The sequence below is a fragment of the Paenibacillus sp. LK1 genome (genome assembly GCF_002750415.1).
GTDB lineage: Bacteria > Bacillota > Bacilli > Paenibacillales > Paenibacillaceae > Paenibacillus > Paenibacillus taichungensis.
Window position 1 is genome coordinate 15,885 of the sequence record NZ_PEII01000026.1, and the last position, 19,857, is coordinate 35,741.

14 protein-coding genes are annotated in these 19,857 nt (G+C 39.9%); 13 read left to right on the forward strand and 1 reads right to left on the reverse strand.

Annotation, left to right across the window (positions count from 1 at the left end):
• Positions 1-3: 3 nt before the first annotated feature.
• The 10 genes from CS562_RS31665 (at position 4) to CS562_RS31715 (ending at position 15,220) form a co-directional block, all read left to right on the forward strand.
• Complete coding sequence (locus CS562_RS31665) at positions 4-843, forward strand: hypothetical protein (protein ID WP_099859319.1); 840 nt, start codon at positions 4-6, stop codon at positions 841-843.
• 60 nt (positions 844-903) lie between these two features.
• Entirely contained in the window at positions 904-2,955 is a 2,052-nt protein-coding gene (locus tag CS562_RS31670) for an ATP-dependent nuclease (protein WP_099859320.1), read from the forward strand.
• Positions 2,952-4,727: a UvrD-helicase domain-containing protein gene (locus tag CS562_RS31675; RefSeq protein WP_099859321.1), complete on the forward strand. Its 1,776-nt coding sequence runs from the start codon at positions 2,952-2,954 to the stop codon at positions 4,725-4,727. The genes CS562_RS31670 and CS562_RS31675 overlap by 4 nt, the downstream gene beginning before the upstream one ends.
• A gap of 1,080 nt (positions 4,728-5,807) precedes the next feature.
• A complete protein-coding gene (locus CS562_RS31685; RefSeq protein ID WP_099859323.1) occupies positions 5,808-6,149 on the forward strand; it encodes a hypothetical protein in 342 nt (113 codons plus the stop codon).
• Between the two features lie 565 nt (positions 6,150-6,714).
• Positions 6,715-8,163, forward strand: a complete 1,449-nt coding sequence (locus CS562_RS31690; protein WP_099859324.1) for a S8 family serine peptidase — start codon at positions 6,715-6,717, stop codon at positions 8,161-8,163.
• 187 nt (positions 8,164-8,350) lie between these two features.
• A complete protein-coding gene (locus tag CS562_RS31695; protein WP_099859325.1) occupies positions 8,351-9,259 on the forward strand; it encodes a DNA/RNA non-specific endonuclease in 909 nt (302 codons plus the stop codon).
• A 138-nt stretch (positions 9,260-9,397) separates the two neighbouring features.
• Complete coding sequence (locus tag CS562_RS31700; protein ID WP_099859326.1) at positions 9,398-10,123, forward strand: YukJ family protein; 726 nt, start codon at positions 9,398-9,400, stop codon at positions 10,121-10,123.
• A 434-nt stretch (positions 10,124-10,557) separates the two neighbouring features.
• The gene (locus CS562_RS31705) at positions 10,558-11,766 is read left to right on the forward strand and encodes a hypothetical protein (protein WP_099859327.1); all 1,209 of its coding nucleotides are present in this window, start codon (positions 10,558-10,560) and stop codon (positions 11,764-11,766) included.
• Positions 11,726-13,321, forward strand: coding sequence for a Dyp-type peroxidase (locus CS562_RS31710; RefSeq protein ID WP_099859328.1), 1,596 nt, complete (start codon positions 11,726-11,728; stop codon positions 13,319-13,321). The genes CS562_RS31705 and CS562_RS31710 overlap by 41 nt, the downstream gene beginning before the upstream one ends.
• A 216-nt stretch (positions 13,322-13,537) precedes the next feature.
• A complete protein-coding gene (locus CS562_RS31715; protein WP_099859329.1) occupies positions 13,538-15,220 on the forward strand; it encodes a S41 family peptidase in 1,683 nt (560 codons plus the stop codon).
• A gap of 596 nt (positions 15,221-15,816) precedes the next feature.
• On the opposite strand, the gene CS562_RS31720 is transcribed toward CS562_RS31715, so the two are convergent.
• A complete protein-coding gene (locus CS562_RS31720) occupies positions 15,817-16,629 on the reverse strand; it encodes a zinc metalloprotease (protein ID WP_099859330.1) in 813 nt (270 codons plus the stop codon).
• A gap of 207 nt (positions 16,630-16,836) precedes the next feature.
• Between CS562_RS31720 and CS562_RS31725 the strand changes: the two genes are divergently transcribed.
• The 3 genes from CS562_RS31725 to CS562_RS31735 all read left to right on the forward strand — a co-directional run bounded on the left by CS562_RS31725 (position 16,837) and on the right by CS562_RS31735 (position 19,679).
• Positions 16,837-17,832: a S8 family peptidase gene (locus tag CS562_RS31725; protein WP_099859331.1), complete on the forward strand. Its 996-nt coding sequence runs from the start codon at positions 16,837-16,839 to the stop codon at positions 17,830-17,832.
• Between the two features lie 63 nt (positions 17,833-17,895).
• A complete protein-coding gene (locus CS562_RS31730; RefSeq protein WP_099859332.1) occupies positions 17,896-18,801 on the forward strand; it encodes a trypsin-like serine peptidase in 906 nt (301 codons plus the stop codon).
• Positions 18,798-19,679, forward strand: coding sequence for a hypothetical protein (locus CS562_RS31735; protein ID WP_099859333.1), 882 nt, complete (start codon positions 18,798-18,800; stop codon positions 19,677-19,679). The genes CS562_RS31730 and CS562_RS31735 overlap by 4 nt, the downstream gene beginning before the upstream one ends.
• The last annotated feature ends 178 nt before the right edge of the window (positions 19,680-19,857 follow it).

Genomic DNA, 19,857 nt, shown 5'->3' on the forward strand with positions numbered 1-19,857 from the left:
ATATTGGAGTTTCATGTTGAGAAATATGGTGATGATGTAAACAACCTGGGATTCTATCTGGAAGATGGGAATCTTAAAGGAAGTACACTTTATCCTACATATCTCTATTATGATACGACATTATTTAAAAGTGATAATCTCGCAATAGAAATTTTTTCGTTTTTTCGAGAGATAGGAAACATTAGCACAGAATTTTTACAGCACATATCGAATTTATCTCAAGGTAGGCTTAAATTTGCTATTCCAAAACCGATAATATTAGCAGACGATCAGCGATATAGTGAAAAAGATATTCACCATACTTCACTTTTCACAGGTGATAAGAAGAAGAATACTCTTATTACAAGACTCCTATTAATACAGCAGGAATTAGTAACCTGTATTTGGCTGAAGGATAACATTTCGGTTGGAAATGTACTTACTCTCAATAACGCAGGGTATATCTTATTAAGATTACTAACAATGAAAATAGACCAAGTAATGGATAATTTAAAAAATATTCAAAAATATCTTCCCGATTATTTTTTAGAGATGAATCATAAATGTAAAAGTAAGGTACTGGATCTTATGAATGCTTATGAAGCGAGCATTTCCGAGGAATGTAGAACTTTAAGAAATATGCTTCATTATAGCAGTACTGAAGTTAACTTATATGATTATTTAGAGCAGAGGTCATGTAAGAATGACAAGTATATTAATCTAATTGTCGAAGAAATTGTGCTTAACTTTGCGAAGCCCTTGAGTGCTATGTTCTCTGATTACTTTAATATTGCTAATTTAAAAAGTATGAGTAATATGGAAATGATATTGAACCGATTAAAGAGCAAAGGGTTTCTCTCTTAAATAATAAGTTCATTACGTTAATCTAATAAAATAATATTTAAGCAAGAATCGGGGGTACATATGTATATTTTTAAAGTTAAAATTGAAAAATACAGAAATTTCAGAGAAAAGGAAATCACGTTTAACGACGGTGTTAATGTGATCATTGGTCATAATAATGCAGGAAAGACCAATCTAATTAATGCATTAGCTTTAGTTTTAAATTCCAGTGGTAAAAAGAGATTAGAAATTCATGATTTTAATAAAAATACCTCTCTTGAGGAATTGAAAGAAAATCCACCCAGAATACGAATATGCATAACTTTAAAACAAAGTGAAAACGAAGAACTCCATTCCGATGACCTGGTTACTGTAGCAAACTGGTTAATCAAGCTCGAAGAGCCCTATGAGGCATTATTGACATATGAATTTTATCTTCCTGAGAAAGAAACTGAAAAGTATATTAGGGCACTTAGTAATGTCACCGATAAAGAGAAAGCTTGGAAAATCGTTCAACAGGATTTTCTAAGACTATATGTAAATAAGATCTGGGGAGGCAATGTAACCAATCAGAACATAGCGGATAATGAATCAATGCAAAAATTTGATTTTCAATTTTTAGATGCAATTAGAGATGTAGAAAGAGACATGCTCTCTGGTAGAAATACCCTTCTCAGAGATGTACTAGACTTCTATATGGACTACGATATAAAGTCAGACCGAACGCTAACAGAGGAGCAAAAAACAGAAAAAATCAAGTTAAAAAAACAAACCTTTTCTGATGGAGCAGATTCGTTAATCTTGGATCTTATAAAGAGAATGGAGCTAGGTAAAGGACATATTTTATCTTATGCAAAAGATACTGGTGCATCTTTTAATAAAGCAAATCCAAGTTTTGATGGAAGTATCTCTGATGTTGAAATGTTTTCAGCTTTAAAGTTGATAGTTGAGTATGAAATCGGAATCAAGATCCCAGCAACGCATAACGGATTGGGATACAATAACCTGATTTTCATGTCACTATTGTTATCTAAGATGCAAGTTAGTTCAGATGGTAACTATCTAGGGAGTAACGCAAAAGTCTTTCCAGTTTTAGCAATTGAAGAACCAGAAGCACACTTACATCCAGCTATGCAGCATCAGTTTCTAAAATTCTTATTAAAAAATAAAGAAGAGAAGAAAGTCAGGCAGATTTTCGTATCAACACATTCAACCCATATTACATCCTCTGTATCTTTAGATGAAATGATCTGTTTGCATAATGAGAATGGTGAGACAAGTGTGGGTTATCCCGGGAAAGTATTCCAAAAAAATGAAAAAAGCAAAAAATATGTGCAAAGATTTCTTGATGCTACTAAATCTGATATGTTATTTGCCCAGAAAGTTATTTTAGTCGAGGGATTGGCTGAGCAACTATTATTTTCTACCCTAGCTAGATATGAAGGATTTTCGTTGGAGGAAAATCACGTAGCAATTGTAAATGTTGGAGGAAGATTCTTTGATCATTTTTTAAATTTATTTAGCTCGACCAACCCATATAGCATCAATAAAAAGATAGCATGCATAACAGATCGAGATCCCGAGAGAAAGGAAAAGAAGAACGGTGCTAGCTATAGCAAGTGTTATCCATTTGAATACGGTGTGCAAGAAGATAAATATGATTATAAGCACAATCCTTCATATAGTTTATTTCCAGAAAAAGGACATCCTAACATTTCCTTTTTTAGTCAGGATGAAAAGGAAGGCACAACATTTGAGTATGATTTAATTCTGCACAATCCATCGTTTGAATTGCTTGTTACTGAGTCGATGAAAAATCAAGAAGAATTAAAAACAATGATGAAATTATATAAGTCGGGTGCAGAGTTAGAAGCTTTTAAAGGTCTCCTTAGAGTTAGTAAAGAAAATGAAAGGATTTTGCAAGGTATTAGCTCAAATACTACATGGAGCATAGATGAAAAGAAACGAGCACTTATCGCATCCCGCTACTTAAATTCAATTGGAAAAGGAGAAAACGCATTGGAACTGGCTTATATTCTAACAGACAATATCAATAAAAAAGGGAAAGATGGATATCAAGAATTCGTTGTTCCCCATTATATTAAGGAAGCAATAACTTGGGTACTTAAATGATAAAAATACATTCTGAAACACTAATCCCTACTGAGGAGCACTTTCGAATAGCTGCCGGTCCTGGAGCCGGAAAAACTTACTGGCTCATAAATCACATTAAAAATGTCCTTCATCAAACTAAAAGACTAAAAAAAACACGAAAAATTGCCTGCATTACATACACTAACATTGCAGTGGATACAATTTTAAAACGATTAGGAACTAATATACATCAAGTTGAAGTTATGACTTTACATAGTTTTTTGTACAAACATTTATTAAAACCGTATGCATCTTACCTCGGTAATGAATATGAACTAAATATCAAAAAAATGGATGGACATCAAGATCCGGTTCTTCATTTTAAGAAAGTAAAACATTGGATTGAAACTCATCCTAATTCAGATCAGTTAGTAAATCCATATTCCGTTAATCAACTGATTAAACTACGTCAAAATATTGAAAGCGTTACACGATGGCTAAAGAGCTTAAAATATCACATAGACAAAAATGGAGATATTTCACTTACCTGTGATAACAAACAGGCATATTATATTAACGAGGAGGATGAACAAAAGTACTTAAATAAAACTTGTTTAAATATCCTTAGTTTAGATTTGCTCGCTTACAAAAAACTTTATTGGTTAAAGGGCATACTTGATCATAATGATGTCCTCTTATTTAGCTATCAACTTTTAAAGAAGTATCCGTTTATATTAAATGTAATACGATCTAAATTTCCTTATTTGTTTATTGATGAGTTTCAAGATACAAATCCAATACAAATCGAGATACTGAAATTAATTGGTGCGCAGGAAACAATTGTTGGAATTATTGGCGATGAGGCTCAATCTATCTTCGGATTTCAAGGTGCAAATCCCGATCAGTTTTCCTCTTTTAAATTGCCTGGTTTAGTAGATTATGTCATGGAGGATAACCGAAGAAGTACAAATTCTATAATAGATATTTTAAATATAATTCGGAAAGATATTAAGCAAAATAAAATTAGAAATATTGAGGGAGATATTCCAAAACTTTTAGTTGGCAACAGGATGGCCGCATTAGATTGGGTAAAAAAATATTGCAACAAAGATGAAGATATTTGCTCACTATCACGTGATAATCCAACATCTAATGCAATGAGAAGAGATTATAATGAACAATATATGAATGATAAGCTAATTGAAGAATTTATAAATGTAGATAAATCCTCCAGCAGTAATAAATACAGAAGTAAAGTAATAATAAGTTGTTTGAAAGCCGTAGAGTATGCCCGCGAAGGTGATATAAAAAAGGCAATTAAAGAACTTGAAAGTTTAGATGGAGATATTAATGATACTGATGAAAGAAAGAAGATAGCATTAAAGTCGCTTCATCTACTTCTAGGAAAGTATGACAATTACAAAAATAAACCACTATATGATTTTTATCTATTAGTAAAAAATAATGTAAAGACAGAGATATCTAAGTTAGGTAGAGGGGCAGCTGCAACTTTTTATGAAACTAATACTTATGAACAGTTAACCCTATGTGTCAATATTAGCGAAGATTTTAGTAAGCATAAGACGATTCATAAGTCAAAAGGCGACGAATTTGATAATGTCCTTATTGTTTTTAATTCCTCAGATGCATTGGAAGTCTTTTTAAATCCAGACTTGAAGAAAAAAGAGGAACATAGAATATCTTATGTAGCTCTAAGTAGAGCAAGAGAACGACTCTTTATTACTGTTCCGGAAATAAATGATGATCTTACAAGAAGATTGAAACCGATATTTGATATAGAATTAGTATAAAAAAAGCAATAATACCTAAGTTTGTAGGTTTAATAGGACTTGGAGATGACTCAGTGGAGTATTTAAAATTATTGAATATATCTGGAATTTCTACACTAACCGCTATTGTTTTTATTGTAGTCATAGGGATTAATTTTTTCAAATTATCAGAACCTGAAAGATTATTTGAATCAAACCAATTAAATATACTTAGAAAGATAATCACTGAATTAATTATTTTTCTAATAATAACCGTCGTATTAACTTCATCGCATACAGTTGGGGATAGTCGCCCTTGGCTAATGTTTATTAATTTATTTTTTATGTTGATTAGTCTTACACTTGGATATAGCTATTCCGATTTTAAGAATAGCAAGTTTCAAATTTCAATTAATAGGTTCCTTATCCGACTCTTCGGACAAAAGTCCTATAAGTATTACGTATTTTTTTTGATTTTAATACATTCAACTCTAATTATTTATTTTTACAATCAATCACTCTCATTATTAATTGATTTTTTTAATACCTACTATAAACTGAATCATACTAACTCGTTATCGCTTTTATTAGAAGTTATGCAAAAAAATAAATTAAATTTATATTTGTATTTAGGTTTTTCCTTTATTATGTTTTTGTTCTTAAGGCAGACTTATATGCATCCAATCAATAAAATAACCCGTAGTTTCTTTCAAACAAATCAAAGAAAAAATATAAGGCTGAGTAATGGCGAAATTTTTAAAAATATGTATGTGTATCAATCTTCTGATAGCAAATTCGTCATAGTAAGTGTAGAAGATGTTTTGTCAAACTCAATAAAGCACTATCATATTAATAAAGATAAAATTGATTATATTGAATCGATATCAAGTTCTTTTGACAAATAGAATATTCGATTTAATTTTATAAGGTGGTATCTTGTAATACAGAAGATCGAAAGATGCCAAGTACTTGAAGTCAACGTTGAGGACCTGATTTTCCAACAACGGAGTAAGATAAAAAGAGAACTATGTTCTAAGCAGGTTGGTATTATCCCCTCAAGGTAGACAGTGAAAAAAGAGATCATGTTAAAATGAACTCAACACTGAAAACCGGAGGGGATTTTTGTTATGCCAGCGAAAAAAGGCCAAACTTTTAATCAATATAGTGAAGAACGAAGAAGAAGCTGTTCGTCTGCGATTGGAAGATGGTTGGACATACAGTCGGATCATGGAGAAGTTTGGTATTAAGAGTGAGAGCCAGATTATTACTTGGGTACGTAAAAGCCAAAATGGAGAGAGTTTTGAGGATTATCGAGGACGTTGGACGAAGAAGCATTTTAGCAGTGCAGAAGAAGAAAATGCTTATCTGAAAGCGCAGGTAGAATATCTAAAAAAGCTCAATCCGAATTTGCACGGAGAGGGAAGCTGGATTTCGAAGCCCGGTGCCAGTCCGTTCGAGAAATAAGTAAGTGGGCACCAGTGGTTTGGTTGTGTAAAATTGCTGAAATTTCTCGTGCGGGTTACTACAAATGGAAGAAGAATGTCATCCTCCGAAGAGAAACGAGCAGATCGGGATGCAGATCTAAAAGCACATATTTTAAAGAAGTCATCTATTACATCGGGGTCAAAAGAGGCACAATGAACGCGTCCGAGTATTCAAGCTAAGAAAAAAAGTCCCCACGAACGCGTTCGCAAACTCAACATCAAAACACGAAGAAGCCTCCGATCTGGTTCGGAGGCTTCTTCGTGTCGAGAAAGTCCGACTTTCAGCGAAGCTGAACAGCAGAGCATTGCTTGAGAAAGTGGGTGCAATGGAAAATGTTCTTGTCCAGCTAAAATGCGACTATCTAAGTCAAAGGAATCATCAGCTCACAATATTAGGAAGCATTAAAAGGTAAACTACAAAAAAATTGGTATTAAGTATAAATTTCCGTGGTGTTTTAAATACTATATTTGCTTAAACCCATCAGAGTAGTCCAAAAGTTTTCTCACTATTTAGTTATTACTCCAAGAAAGGGGTTGTTTTTCAAATGAACAATTTAAAATCATCTCAATTGCCAAATGTAATATATGCCCAGGCTTCTGTTGTTTCTATTGGAGGTCAGTCAATATTTGATGAGTCCAGTAAAATAACAAGTGACTCAGTTCAACAGTATCATTCAAAAGATGAGCTCGTGCAGAAAGCTGTAAAAAAGTTAAAGGAGAATGGGTTTGAAGTACTGAATGTCAGTGACATTTCAATTTCGATTTCGGCTTCACCAAAGACGTTCGAGAAAGTATTTAATACTACGATTGTGCTAAAGGAACGTGAAGTTAGAGGAATCCCTGGCAAGTCATCTACAACTATACTGGATTCGACAAATTCAAATACTATAGGTTTTATCAACACCGATAACAGTCCGCTTGCTGACGTTTTGGAAGGTATCGCCATTGGAGAAAGAGTCTTTTATTACTCCCCAGCCTTGATGCAAACAGATCGACCTTCTGATTTACCACCTCAGAAAGATTACTATCATCTAAATCCTCCTTACGATCTAGTCAAATTATTGCGTGCTGGGGACGTACATCAGAGTGGAATAAAAGGGAACGGTATCAAAGTGGTTATGGTAGATAGTGGATTCTATAAACATCCATTTTTCTCTAAACATAATTTCAAAGAAAATCAAGTTATACTTGGACCTGGTGCTGTTGAGCCAGAGCATGATGAGAGCGGTCACGGTACTGGTGAGTCCGTTAACCTCTTCTCTCTGGCACCAAACGTTGACTTCACAATGGTCAAAATGAACTTTTTTGATAGTGTGGGCGCTTTTAATGCAGCGGTAGCCTTAAACCCAGACATAATCACTTGTAGTTGGGGCAGTGATATCAGAGAAAGCTATTTATCCGGGTATGACAAAGTGCTTGAAGCTGCTGTCGCAAATGCGGTAAGTCATGGTATTACAGTTTTATTTTCATCAGGAAACGGACAGTACTCTTTCCCAGGCATGCATCCGGACGTGGTTTCAGTAGGTGGTGTATTTGTTCAAGAGAACGGAATTATGCAAGCAACACAATATGCAAGTGGATTTATGAGCCGAGTTTACCCAAACCGCCAAAGTCCTGATATCTGTGGTTTAGTTGGTCTACTACCACTAGCAGCTTATATCATGCTACCAGTTGAACCAGGAGACGAGATTGACAAGGATTTATCAGGAAACGTACATCCTAATGGGGACGAAACTTCTCCAAACGACGGGTGGGCTGCTTTTAGTGGGACCTCAGCTGCTGCCCCTCAAATCGCAGGTGTTTGTGCTCTTATGAAGCAAGTAAATCATGAACTTAGTCCAATTCAAATTAGAGAGATACTACAGCGAACAGCTCGTGATGTAACTGAAGGGGAATCCTTTCACAATCCGGCACTGACCGGCAGGGACCTAGCAACTGGATATGGCCTGGTAGATGCATACAGTGCTATTGAAGAGGCAAAACTAATCCAATGATATGTCTGGAAAAGAATCCTTTTAACCTCTAAGTTAGGGAAATTCAAATTTTGACTGCAACTCATCTACCACATGAGTTTTCTCCCTATGAATCACATGGGGCTGTATGGAACAGTTAACTGACCTTAACTTAATAATTTGCCTTAAGAGCAATTAAGAAGCTGATGATTAGAAAGAGGTGTACGCGTTGGGATTAAATGAGGGGTTTGATGTAACTTTTCTGGGGGAGAATTACCCCATTCCTTTTCCTCAGCTAAGGGATGATATTGGTAGGTCAGCAGTAGAAGAAGGTAAAGTGTTTCCTTTTACTCATTTTTCAATCGTCATGAATAAAGACAGGAAATTTGCAATTTACGGAGCAAACAATACGAATTTAGAACAAGATCTGAGAATTGACAGATGTAATGACTGGCATTTTGATGACCGAATTGGTGAGGGAAATCAAGTAGGAGACTGGCTCTATGCCGGAGGCCAAGCAGATTTATGGGACCGAGGTCATCTAGTTAGAAGAGACGATGTAGGCTGGGGAGAAGACTCTGAAGGAAATGATGCAGATTGTGATTCCTTTTGCTTTGCTAATATCGTACCCCAACATAAGAAATTTCACGCTACAAAGTGGGGGGACATTGAGAAGTGGATAATTGGAAGAACTGAGAGTAAAGACAACAAGCTTTCTATTTTTACAGGGCCAATATATACAGACAATGATAGGGAATATTGTGGGTTTCAAAAACCTCTAGGCTGTGGCATTAAAATACCGGCTGGTTTCTGGAAAGTCGCATTTTATATTGGAACCGATGAAAAACTGCATTCTACCGCGTTTAAAATATTACAAGATGACTATTGGAGAAATGAGAGTGACTTCCATACTTCAAGCTCTTTCGGGTTTTTAAATGGGATGGAAACCTTAACGATGTATCAAGTTTCCTTAAGAGCGATTACAGAAGTTACAGGTATTATTTTTGCAGAACATCTTTACGAAACCAATCCATTGTTCTTTAACCCGAATACATTTACGGAAAGTTTAAGTATTACAACGCCAGAAATGCACGTTATTCGATCTCGAACAGATCTAATATTGGATCGCTCCTTGTGAGTGGGGGGAGCTAAATCTAAAATATGCCTCTGATAGGTCTATAATCGTAAACTATGGCGTTTAGTTCTCCAAACTCTGCTACTACCATTTGCTAAATTGGAAGCTAAAAAACCCACAAAAAACTTGGAGGAAAACATAATGAGCAAATACGGAGTTTTAATAGGGAACGTTGTTAATCTTAGAAAAGATAATCCAGTAAATGATAATGATCCACATTATAATGTAACCGTCGAAATAGATAATCAGAAGAAGTACGATCTGCCCATAAATGTGCAATCAAAGGATCCTAACCTTCCCAAGTTGCTTTATTACTCAAACCCAAATTACAATGCCCAAGCCATAACAATACTTCCCAACATGGAATTTGGTTTTCATGAAATTGATTATCATCACAATGTAAATGCTGATATTGCAGTTGATTACATTCGAAGTGGCCTGTTTAACCCGAATGAAATGAAGATCCTCCCTGTAACTATCTCAGGAGAAAGAAATGATTTGTATGATTTCATTGATGAGTACATGAATAAAGCTTTGAATAATGATGATGCTGTCATTTATGCATACGGCACACATTTTCCAGGAAGAGGAAAGGGGGTTCATAATGTTCACATGAATCAAGGCAACACCGAATTCTCACGGCAGGAAAATGGTACTTACCACGACGGTTGCTTTCTAATACACTTTAAGAATGAAAATAAATGGGTAGCCTACTTTTTAGCCTTTCAAAGCCAATCATGGTGTACAGAGAATAATGGTGAGGCGAGACAAGGAAGTGTTGATGAAAACGGACATCCTACGGGGGCATGCAAGTTCGACACTATAAATGTAACATTACAAATTGAAGAACCTGATCCAGTTATTTGAAATGTGTTCCCATCATTAGATTTCATTTACGCAAGATTTGTGGAGATGAACCCAATTGATTGAAATCCCCTTTTCTAAAATCTTAAAATCTGTTTAGCCAGGTATGCGGGTATTATTTCTGCATGCAGTGATAGGACCGTAGTTCCAATTAAGAACGCACCAGCACGTAAGGCCCTGGTCAGAGTATTCATAGCTTGAATGGGCATCCATTATATAACATTCGGAGCGGTGAATTGGAGTTCGTGAGGGACTACTCAGCACGAGGTCCTGCTAATTTTTATGCTCATAACCCGTCACAACACACTTTACTGGCTATTTCATTAGTGATACAGGAACATCAGCACCCAGTCTAATTGCCGCTGGAGTTATCTCAATAATGAAACAAGTTCTGCAGTGAGAAATCACAGTTTATTTGAGGAAAGGAAGCATTATATATGGTTCTTGCTAGCTTTGATCCGCCAGGTAATTTGGATGACTATAACACTATTTTAAATCAGCTTGAGGCATGGAGTGAATACATCAATGATGTATTTACTTCTGCTGTTCAAGAAAATGAAGATGTTCTTAGCCAAGGCAAAAGTCAGTTCTATAATCCTTTGGGGGCAAGTATGTTTGATGCGTCAGAAGATGCGACCATTGCATGGCCAGGTTTCCCCAAAATCCTATCTGAAGATTCAATGTTAACATGGAGGCAGGCAATGGCAACTGCCGACATACGTCCTGCACCTGGAGAGTCTCGAATTCATGACGAGTATTTGGAATGGTTTGTGGAATACGACGAAGAAAGTAATAAAATTAAAAGAGTGACATTTACGTGCGAGGGTCCGGAATATTGGCAGGCAATGGCGCATGGACACCCATTTTCATCTATGAATTGGAAAATTAGCGCTCTTGGTGATAAACAGAAAGTTCTTGAATTATACCGCCAATATGTTTCTCCTAATGTACAGCACGATGATCTGTTCCCAGAAGGCCAATATGATCCTTTGAATAAATGGAATACGAGTCATGGAGTAATGCATCTGACGCATCCTGCTAATACATTAAGTGCTGAGATTAACTTGGCAGCTGATGCGACCATACTTCGGAAAAATGGTGAAGGAGCGATAATTAGCGATCAGAATGAACTAATACGTTGTGCTCAATATGGAATTGAGAAGCGGGCAAGTGACCCCCTGATTGGTGGCGAAGTTAATGCACTGGCACGACAGGGTGCACTGATTACTCTGAAGAATCCTGTCGGGCTCTACATGTCTGAGCCGAACACAAGTGGTTGGACTTCACCTGACAACAGCGATCCACTAGATTATTGGAAGGTAGTGCGTGGTGGCCCAGGGTTTGCGGTAAGAGCTGTGTATGAGGTGCCTTCGAACAAAGAGTTCCTTGTTGGTGATATTGAGATTGGAGGCAGACCTATTGAATTCGGTGGGCAAATTGCTGAGCACCTTTTTGTCAGATTGATCGGCTCATATTCCCGCCTGGGCGGAGAAGCCAGTGAGGCCCAAACGTGTACTAATCAGGGTATGACTTCCCAAATGATAGCAGAGTCGGATATGGGAGATAAAACAATAGGAATACTGAGAAACCGTAGGAGTGGTATAAATGGCAGACGGGTTGGAAGAACCATTACTGAATATCAATGAGATACAAGGTAATTCGGTTCCTGGTTTTAATAAGGACTACCAGACATTTCTATTCTTCGATATTGTTGAACCCGTATTGGCTAAGCGGTGGCTTAGTTATTGGACCCCATATGTCTCGACGGCACAAGAAGTACTTCAGTTCAACCGGCTTTATCAATTAATGCGGGAAAGACGCGGCGAAGAGCCTGACGGGATCACGGCAACGTGGTTGAACATTGCCTTTTCCTATGAAGGGTTGAAACAACTCACAGATGATCTGAGTGTCTTTGAAGATTCTGAGTTCAAACTCGGTATGAAGAAACGTTCAGGAATCTTAGGTGACCCCACTGGCACCTCTCAAGAGCAACTTGAGGGACATGTGAAAAATTGGCTGTTCGGAGGGGAACGGAATCCCGTTCATCTCGTACTGATTGCTGCTGGGGACGATCATGTAAAGCTAAAAAAATGGACCGAACTGATAAAGGAGAGCACTCGGCAACTGCCTGGAGCTGACCCTGGAACAGGTGGCGGAATTCGGCTTGTTTTTGAGCAAGAAGGACAGGCCCGCCAAGATCTGAAGGGGCATGAACATTTCGGATTTAAGGACGGCATTTCTCAGCCAGGAGTACGCGGGCGGGTGTCTGCAATGGCAGAAGATTATTTGACAAGACGGATCATTGACCCGTCGGACCCACGTGCCACTTTGTATGCCAAACCGGGTCAGCCACTTATCTGGCCAGGTCAGTTCGTGTTGGGCTATCCCCAGCAGTTACGAGATGACTCACTTCATCCAAAACAGAGTGATCTACAAATGACAGGATGGGTTAGCAATGGGTCATATTTAGTCATCCGACGCCTAAGACAGGATGTGGTAGCCTTTTGGGAGTTTGTACGCATGGAAGCGCAGAATTTAGGGTTGAAACCAGAAAAATTTGCAGCCCTGATGTTCGGCCGTTGGCCGAGTGGAGCACCGATTCTCTTAACCCCAGAAGAGGATGACACGCTACTCGGTCATAACGAGTTAGCGAATAACCATTTTATGTATGTGGAAGATTCTCAGACAATCAAGTTACGACCGGAATTTGCTGAGAGCCAAAAACAGTTACATCAGGCTAAAGGTGATCCACAAGCAGCTCTCTGTCCGTTTGCTGCACATATTAGAAAGACTAATCCGCGTGACGAAACAACGGATACAGGAAGCTTGAGCGACTCACTGGTTCGTCGTATATTACGTCGGGGTATCCCATTTGGAGAGCCGCTTCCCGTCAATTTTGAGACAGGATTGACGGGAAGCGACCAGTATGGAGGGAATCGAGGGCTTATGTTCGTTGCGTATATGACCTCAATTGAGAAGCAATTTGAATTTATAAGCAGAAACTGGATGAATAGTAAGTGTGAGCCCAAGGAAGGTGGACATGACCCGATCACTGGGCAGCACGAGCGAGATGCTCGCAAACGCGAGTTCGAATTGATGGATCGTACAATAGTATTGGATAAGGAATGGGTTATTCCGACGGGCGGGGAATATTTCTTTCAGCCGTCTATAAGCGCTCTACGTAATGTCTTAGCCAAATAATCCTGCCGATCAAACTTTTCCGTTTATTAATTTACGCAATATTAGGCCAACCAGAGATTTCGGGTGGGCCTATTACTGTTTATTCTATAATGGTGATAACTTAGATTAGAGCAAGTAAGAACCTTCCCCCCATCCAATCAACTCCAGTAGAATATTCCTCACTAAATTGCAAAACCTATCCTTAGAATACAAATTCTTTATGAAGGAGAGATTTTAATGGTATTAACAATTGAAACTACAGATTATTTGTTTGAAAATTCTGTTGAACTTGCTGATTTTTCGGAACCGACACAGGAACTCACCTTTGCAGAACGCAGAACAATCGTAGACCAGGCACTAATTTTGCTAGACAATGTCTATGTTCACATGCCCCTAAAGAAAAGCATGTATGCAATTAATCCCGTGCAGAGACTGAAAATTTTGCGCCGCCAATTAAAAAATCTTTCTCAACGAGAGTTTCACAATGAGATCATTCAAATTTTTAAGGAATTGCGTGACCTGCACACTAACTATATCTTACCTGCTCCATATAATCAGTGTACTGCATTCCTGCCATTCCTTATGGAAGAATTCTATGATGGCGAAAATAAACGCCACTACATTGTAACAAAGCTAGCTGAGGGATTTCATCACGATACTTTCATACCGGGAGTTGAAATCACCGATTGGAACGGAATTCCTATAGACCAAGCGGTGGCCATAAATGCTGATCGTGAAGCTGGAAGTAACAAAGCAGCAAGGCATGTACGAGGATTAGATGCCATGACCGTGCGTCCAATGGCGATGTCGTTGCCACCGGCCGAGCAATGGGTCATTGTCGGTTACAACAGTAATAGTCAAAACAACAAAATACAATTATCCTGGCAAGTGAATCAATTTAGCTCATTTAACGAAATTTTTGCGTCTGCTGCAACTGGGGAATTTGCAACAGCTAACGGGCTAGATCTTAACATGGAACTGACCAATACGGCCAGAAAGGAACTATTCGCCTCTAATGTCGGTAATTTGAGCAAAGAAGCAGCTGAGCTCAGAGCAGAGATCCCTCAGCCTAATCATGAAGCTGAAGATTTTTTTACAAGTAACAGTCGATATCCAAACACATTTCAATTTCGGTCAATTGACACACCCCATGGGCAAGTTGGTTACCTACGTATAAGGACGTTTAGTAATCCTGAGCCAAATGCCTTTGTTAATGAAGTAATACGGATAGTAAACCTCCTCCCAAAAGAAGGTTTAATCATTGACGTACGCGGTAATGGCGGAGGTATTATCATCAATGGTGAGCGCTTACTCCAACTCTTCAGTTCTAGTCGGATTGAAGCTGAACGACTACACTTTATAAATAACGAAGTAACCCTTGCAATTGCTAATGCAGATGCTTTGAACGGATTTGCAAAACAGTGGGTTAATTCTATCGATTTATCTACTATTACTGGCTCAGTGTACTCTCAAGGTTTTCCGATTGAATCACCTGATCTTACCAACAGTATTGGACCACAATACAATGGCAATACCGTCTTAGTCACAGATGCTCGCTGCTACAGTACAACAGATATCTTCGCGGCAGGTTTTCAGGATAATAAAATCGGAAAAATTCTAGGAGTTGATGATAATACTGGGGCAGGGGGTGCAAATGTTTTTACCCATGACTTACTAAGAGTTATACTACCAGGACCGGACTCCCTTTTTAAGGAGCTTCCAAATGGTGCATCTATGCGAGTCGCCGTACGCCAGACCACACGTGTAGGAGATAAAGCTGGTCTTCCTCTAGAGGACCTCGGGATCCAACCTGATGCAATTCATCGAATGACTCGCGACGATCTTCTATATGGCAACCGTGACCTTATTTCAGCTGCAGCAACTTTGCTATTTCAATCTCCTGTTACACACGATAGATAAATTTTAGATTTCTCAACTTAATGGAGAACGTGTTACATTGTGGATTTCTAAATATTTAAGGCACAATCCTTTTTAAGCACAATTTACCAAGTCACGTGACAGCCGAATTTCTAACTTCATGCCACTTAAGGATTTAATGAAACGTAATCTCATTAAATCCTTAATGTGCATTTTCTTCGTTCTTTTTATTAATTGAATATGGAGGTTTATCTCAATGGATTTTTATTATTGAACGGGGTTACCTTATTCTGAGAAGTTGACTTAAATTATTGAAAATTTACAATTCATTTTTATGTAAGCTCAATAACGTCTATGGATATATCGATGACAATGACATCAAGCATGATGAAGCCTGACATGAACAAGTCCGGAGCCTGAAGCTGACAATTGTCAGGCTCAGTCCTTACCGGGATAATGCGGTGTACACACATATCCTTTCTCGAAAGCTTAACACAATAACCCCAAGGCCCTTTAGAACAAGATAAAGGGTCTTGGGGTTATTTACATAAATAAAACTGCTTAATGATGGGGATGTTTTTGCAATGCCGGAGTCTTCAGAACAGGTTCATCTGATTTACTGATCCAAGTGTGAATTATCAGCCCATGACCGGCTCCGGTGCGGGCGTGGCTACGCCCGGATACATTTGACGCATGAAGTTTTTATCCGTTTCCGACAGGGTGGTGTTGAACGGCGTACCTCTTCCGTCGCAGGTCAATTTACCCGGGAAAGGATACAGCATGATTGATTTGGGGTCAAATGCAGTGAAGTTTGTATTTAAGGGGTTTTCTTTATTCAATACATTGTGTCTTGTTGTCTCCTCGTCCCAACCGCTTCTACGAAAATGCTCCAGAACAGCTTGTTCGTTCCAGCAGATACCAGACGATGGACTCTGGTGCTCATGAATACATCCCAGGGCATGGCCGAATTCATGCATGACGGTTCTTTCGAACTCCGACTCCTCAGTATCCTGGTCAAACCAGCCGAAATTCATGGTTGCCCCAGTATTGAATAACAGCGCATCCGTCCCTACGGCCGAATAGGCTTTCTCTTTGTCGAGAAAGGTAATCCGGATCTCAGCCACCAGGTGATCGCCGAAATCAAAGGTGATATTTGCATACTTTTCCCATTCCTTGGCCCAACGGACGACCTTGGCCTGAATCGCAGGCTCTCCGTCCAGAAAGCGGACGCGTAGCGTTCTGCCGTTTCGCCACAGTTTTCGGACCACAAGGGCAATCTCAGGACCGATTTCATTGCGGGCGGTCATGTTCTCCAAGGCGTCGGCTTCAAGTTCAAGCGAGCCGGCATTATCTGCCCGTTCTTTTATTGCGATGGACACCGCTTCGTTGTTTTTGTCAGCAGGGGGTTTCAAGATGACACAAATCTTCAATGCGTTTTGCGGTTCGGTCATTGACGTTACTCCTTTTCGTAATGAGTATTTTTTAACCAAACTATATTATGAACCAGGGATCACCCGGTATCCGGATTAACTTTTGGAAAATTGGCAATGCACTGCAGTGGCTTAACACGTTAACAAAAAAAGGAGTGGATGATATGAAAAGATGCTCAAATAATAACCACGCAGCTAAAAGCTGAAATTTGTTACAAGAGGTGAATCATGTCAACGTTAGTAGGCAATGCAGATGACGTACAGCTGCCTCCGTTCGAAACGGTAAGTGTGCAGCAGCATGTGAAAGAAATCCCGAAAGGCGTGCAGATGATCCAGGCCCCGCAATACTGGGAACAAGGAAATTATGGGAAGGGAGTTATGATCGCAGTCCTGGATACCGGCTGTGATGCCGAACATCCCGATTTACGCGAGCGGATTATGGGCGGTAAGAACTTCACCGATGATGACGATGGAATTCCTCGCGTGTACAAGGACTACAACGGACATGGAACGCATGTGGCCGGGATTATCGCTGCGACGAAGAATGGGGACGGCGTAGTAGGCATTGCTCCCGAAGCGGGGCTGCTGATTCTGAAAGTTCTCAACCGTCAAGGGCGTGGAAGATCGGAATGGATTGCCCAGGCGATTCATTATGCGATTGACCAAAATGTACAGATCATCTCGATGTCATTGTCTTTTGCAACTGACCACAAAGGAATTCATGATGCCGTTAAGCGTGCAGTGGACAACGATATTATAGTCGTGTGTGCAGCCGGAAATACGGGAAAAGAAGAGTTTCGTTATCCGGCCGGGTTCAATGAATCGACTTCAGTGGGAGCCATTAATTTCAACTCTGATTCGGCACCATTCCTGACGATGAACAATGAAATTGATCTGCTAGCTCCGGGTGTGGAGATCAAATCGACGTTTCCGCTGGAGCTGGCGGAGGATAAATCCATCCCCTACAAAATTCTTTCCGGCACTTCGATGGCTGCCCCGCATGTAGCCGGGGCATTGGCGCTGCTGATCAATAGCTGCCAAAGTGCGGAACAGTTTAACCGTCAGTTAACCGAGCCGGAGCTTTACGCCCAATTGACGAAGCGGACGATCCCGCTGGGAAGGCCTAAATCCGTTGAAGGCAACGGTCTGTTGTATCTTACCGCCGACAAGCTGCTGGAGGAACATTTACGGCAACACCCGGTCAATGTCAGTGAATATGCCTAATCTAGAAGAGCAAAAATGCCGGATAATTAGAATATGTACAAATAGTCGTAAGGAGTGATTTAGATGGCTGATACATTTCATAATATGGTGAACGGTAAAGGAGAAGTTGTAGTCGCCCCTGCCAATACAGCAGCTGATTCGGCGCAGACCGAAGCTTTTCAAGGAACAGGTACCCTCTCCAATCGGGGGACAGCGGAAACAGATATCAAAGACAAACAGCTTCCATCCATTGAGTCGTTGCTATTTGTGAATAAAGAGGAAGTCTGCCAGCTTGATGACAGGCTTAGAGTAATGGATACGGCGAAATTCTCCTGGTCTGCGGTCTGCCGGTTAATTATTACACTGGATGATGGACGTGAGGGCGTTGGAACGGGGTGGCTATGTGGTCCGGGTACGGTGATTACTGCGGGGCATTGTGTATTTGACAGCGAAACTAGAAAATGGCATAAATCGATAGTTGTCATTCCGGGTAAAGATGAAAGACGCGAACCTTATGGACGTTTCACGGTTACAACCGAGCATTTCTGGTCCGTCAACGGCTGGATTCAAGAAGGGAATCAGGAGTATGACTACGGGGCAATCATTCTAAATTCTACCATAGGCAACAACACTGGCTATTTTGGCTTCAGGTATGATCCTAATGACACTATCAATCAAAAGCCTATATTGAATACAGGCTATCCTTCCGATAAAAACGGCACACAGTGGTTCATGAAGGGGATTGTCGATGACGTGCAGGCGCGAAAAGTATACTACAAACTGGACACAATGGGCGGTAATAGCGGAGGTCCGGTATGTCTAGGTGAGACTAATCAAGTCATTTGTATTCACGCTTACGGCGGTTGTGCTGCCAACGGCAGCAACTCCGGCACCCGGATTGACCGTGATGTGTACACCAATGTGCTGAAATGGAAGGAAGCCGGCGTATCTCCCCAAGCAGAATCAGGACAAGACATGGTAAAGGTATGAGTAGGGCATCTGCGGCTGGACGCATGCCCGAGAACAGACGCGAGCTGATCGTTATATCAGACCCCGGTGCATTAAATCCTCCAGAGAGCTCCTTGATTCAGCCGCTGCCTACAGTCCATACGCTATTGTCGGAATTGTCTGCGGAGATGGGAGAATCCTTTCAACTGCTTCCGTTATTTGCGCGGGAACAGGAAGCTGAAGCTGAGACTATTGAAATGACCGCTGAGATGGCCGAGGCCAAGGCAGGATTGCACATCTTCTACAGGGTCGACGCTCCCGATGATAAATTGGATCATATTGCCGAGAAATTGCGTCAAGACAGCCGAATTCAAGGTGCTTATGTGCGGCCTGAACCGGAAATGCCCCGCCCAGTTGCAGTGGAAAGGGAGAAGGATGTATCCCTCTTGCCGTCAGCTACTCCGGATTTCGGCGAACGGCAAGGTTATTTAAATGCAGCACCGACAGGGATTGACGCGTATTATGCCTGGACCCTGCCCGGCGGTTATGGTAATAGAGTGCGGATCATTGATCTTGAAAGCGGATGGAACTTTTCACATGAGGATTTGCAGGTCAATGAGCAAAGTATCATTGGTACGGAGAATGACTATAACGATCACGGAACGTACAAGTTTTTGTCCTCCGATGTCGAGGGACAAGAACATATTCCCATTGAAGTCGCTATTTTAGCGGCTTTTTATTTTATCGGTACAAGTTCTTGTCCCGAGCCAAGGACAAGAACTTGCACCGATTGCCGGAATGGACAAGAACATAGTCCGATTACCGTATTGGACAAGAACATGTTCCTGTTGCCGATTAGGCGTGTATCTAATCGTCATATTGCCCTTCAATTCATTAAACTAACTGGCAGGTTACACTAACGGTAGAGCGTACTGAGAGGGATTTCAATCTTAAAGTGGCATTATTGTTGAGCGTGTAAGAGTATATGGGAACGTAATCGTTCTGAATTTAACGGCGAAGATATTGCCGATTTGCGCAGTTGACAAACTTGGCATCCGTCCAAGGTATTTCCATCTTAGTAATTAGGCAAAAGCCAGT